The 2,731-nt window shown below is 71.7% G+C and carries 3 protein-coding genes and 1 pseudogene; all 4 read right to left on the reverse strand.

Annotated elements, in window-relative coordinates; all coding sequences use genetic code 11:
• Nucleotides 1-157: CinA family protein (locus L995_RS18385; protein ID WP_047472913.1), on the reverse strand; the 157-nt coding region annotated here is incomplete at its 3' end.
• 10 nt (nt 158-167) lie between these two features.
• On the reverse strand, nt 168-668 hold the full coding sequence (locus L995_RS18390) for a phosphatidylglycerophosphatase A family protein (protein ID WP_012202641.1): 501 nt from the start codon (nt 666-668) through the stop codon (nt 168-170).
• A gap of 130 nt (nt 669-798) precedes the next feature.
• Complete coding sequence (locus tag L995_RS18395) at nt 799-2,451, reverse strand: DUF4139 domain-containing protein (RefSeq protein ID WP_047472915.1); 1,653 nt, start codon at nt 2,449-2,451, stop codon at nt 799-801.
• Nucleotides 2,452-2,489: 38 nt separating this feature from the next.
• A pseudogene (locus L995_RS18400) lies at nt 2,490-2,731 on the reverse strand (thiamine-phosphate kinase); the annotation flags it as partial.

Consider the following 2,731-nt stretch of genomic DNA (forward strand, 5'->3'; position numbering starts at 1 on the left):
TGACAAGGCCGCGCTCGAACCATTCGCTGGAGCCGGCGCGGTCCGTGCAGGCCGCAGCGATCATGCCGCCCGTGCAGCTCTCGGCCGTGGCCAGCATCCAGCCGCGCTGCAGCAGCAGGCCTGCCAGGGTTTCGACGAGTTCGTGGGATGCGCCCATGCCAGCTCCTTCAGCCAATGAAATGGCGCCATAGCGCGATGACCAGCAGCGTGCAGAAGGCGGCCACCAGGTCATCGAACATGATCCCCCAGCCGCCGCGCCAGCCGAAGCCCTTGAAGCACCGGTCCGCCCATTTGACGGGCTGGGGCTTGGCGGCGTCGAAGAAGCGAAACAGCGCAAAGGCGATGAGCTGGCCCCAGAAGCCCGTGGGCATGACCAGCCACAGCACCAGCCAGAAGGCCACGATCTCGTCCCAGACCAGGTTGCCCGGGTCGGCCACGCGCATGTGGCGCGCCGTGACCGTGCAGGCCCACCAGCCCAGCGGAATGCTGCCCGCGATCAGCAGGCCGATCTGCTGGGGCGTGAACCAGTGCTGCAGCAGCAGGAAGGACAGCCAGGCCCACAGCGTGCCCACGGTGCCGGGCGCGATGCGCCCCAGCCCCGAGCCCAGCCCCATGGCGATGAAGTGGGCCGGGTGGGACATCATGAATTCCAGCGTGGGGCGTGCCATGCCGCTCTGCGGCGGGCCTTCCGGTGGGCGCGCCGCAGAGGCAAAGGTGGGGGTAGCAGGATCGCCGGAAACCTCCGGCCGCAGCGGCGCGTCACTCATGGGGCGAGATCATAAGCGCGGCCCTGGTGCTTCACTGACGCTCTTCGACCGCCAGATCCTGCGGATGGCGGATCTGGTGGCGGGCCTCGAAGCTGGCGCTGGCGCCAGCGGCCAGCGGCTGCTGCCAGGCGATCATGCCGTTGCGGTCGTTCCAGCGCGTGGTGGCCGGCTGCGGGTTGTACTGGGACTGCACGCGGATCTGCTCGTTGCGCGAGACGGGTGCGGCGTCCACCACCTGCAGCTCGATGGCGCGGTCATGGCGGTTGTCCACCTGGAAGCGCCGCGTGACCTGGCGTTCGGTGCTGCTGCTGAGCAGGCCGCCGCTGCCCGTGGCCGAGTCCACGGGCAGGTTGCGCACGACCACCTTGTCGTCACGGCCGAAGGACAGGCCCTGGGCCAGCGCGGCGGCGTTGCCGAAGTCCAGCCGGCCCTGGCCGGCGAAGGCGCCTTCGCGGAACAGGGCCACGGGGCCTGCGGGCCAGACACCGGCCGGCACGGCCAGCTGGGCCACCAGGTAGGCGGCCTCTTCCACGGCGGGCGCCGTGCGCGTGAGCAGGGTGGCTGGCAGGTTCTGCGAGCCCAGGGCCAGGGTCACGCGCTCGCTGCTGGAGGGCACGCTGATGCGGTAGGGCACGGAGAACTGCGTGGCGTAGGCGGTGTTGAGGCTGGCGACATCGAGCACCGGCAGTTCGGCGGCCTCGCCGGCCGCCCCGGGCTTGCGGGCGCGCTCCAGCATCATCGCAGGGGCCGCCGGGGCCGGCGCTGGCGCAGGGGCCATGGCGGCCACGGGGCGGGGCCGTTCCACATCCAGCGTCCAGGGATTGGGCAGGCGCGCCTGCGTGCTGCGCGAAGGCTGGCCGGTGGACAGCAGCAGCTGCACCTGGCTCCAGTCCTCGCCGCTGTTCTGGGCCACCAGGGCCAGGCGTTCGATGGCCACCGTGCCCTTGGCCGGGTCCAGCTGGGCGCGGTAGGTGGGCTGCCAGCTCGGGCCGCGCACCTGGTAGGTCAGCTGCACATTGGCATCGGCCGGGCTGGCCAGTTGCACGGTGACCTTCATCACCTGGGCGTTGCCTGCGCCCGTGCGGTCGCGTTCGAGCTGCAGCGGCCTGAGCTGCTCCTGCAGCGCCTGCTTTTGCCGCAGGATCTGGTGGGCGCGCAGCGTGTTGCCACGGCTGGTGCTGCGCAGCGCCTCGGTGGCGGCGCCCAGCTGGCTGGCGGCGGGCAGGGCGGGGGATTTGGCGTCATCGCTGGGCTTGGCCAGGCCCTGCAGGTAGTCACCCACGAGCTTGGCGGCGGACTCGTCGGCCTCCAGCGCGGCCAGCTGGTCTTCCAGCGTGCGGATCTGCTGCTCCAGCGGGCTGGCGCAGGCCTTGGAGGCCAGTTCGCGCGGCTGCGACTGCAGCTTGTAGTCGCCCAGGCGCACGCCGGCATCGGCGCTGACCTGCAGGCTCTGCGGGTCGATGGAGCCGGGCAGGCACTCGAACACCAGCTGGCGCGTGGCGGCCGTGATGCGCGCCGTGCGCTCCACCGAGGCCACGCCCGCATACAGGGTGACGCGCGCGATGGGGGCGCGGGCGATGGTGGCTTCCTGGGCTTGTGCCTGGGCCTGGACCGGGGTGCCTGCCAGCAGGAAGCAGGCGGCTGCCAGGGCAGAGAGGGCGGGCAGGGCGGAGCGTTGAACCATGGGCAGTCCTTCTCGGATGAAAGTGGTTTGGCGCGGCCTCAGGCCGCAGCGAAGTGGTCGAATGAGGCCCATCGGGGCGCCATGGCCGCACCGTCCGGGCCGATCAGCCGCAGGCCGGGCTGCTCCTCGATGCAGCCGATGCGCGTGACGCGCGTGGCGCTGTCGCGGCCTGCGGACTGCACGGCATCGCGCCGGTCGGCCGGGGCCGTGAAGCACAGCTCGTAGTCGTCGCCGCCGGACAGGGTGCACTGGTGCAGCAGGTCGATGGTCAGGGACGCGG

The organism is Delftia sp. ZNC0008 (assembly GCF_000799035.1).
Lineage (GTDB): Bacteria > Pseudomonadota > Gammaproteobacteria > Burkholderiales > Burkholderiaceae_C > Comamonas > Comamonas tsuruhatensis.

What these genes read in the sequence shown, in the direction of transcription:
- L995_RS18390 (WP_012202641.1), bottom strand. Translation starts at nt 668, where the DNA reads ATGGCACGCCCCACGCTGGAATTCATGATGTCCCACCCGGCCCACTTC.
- L995_RS18395 (WP_047472915.1), bottom strand. Translation starts at nt 2,451, where the DNA reads ATGGTTCAACGCTCCGCCCTGCCCGCCCTCTCTGCCCTGGCAGCCGCC.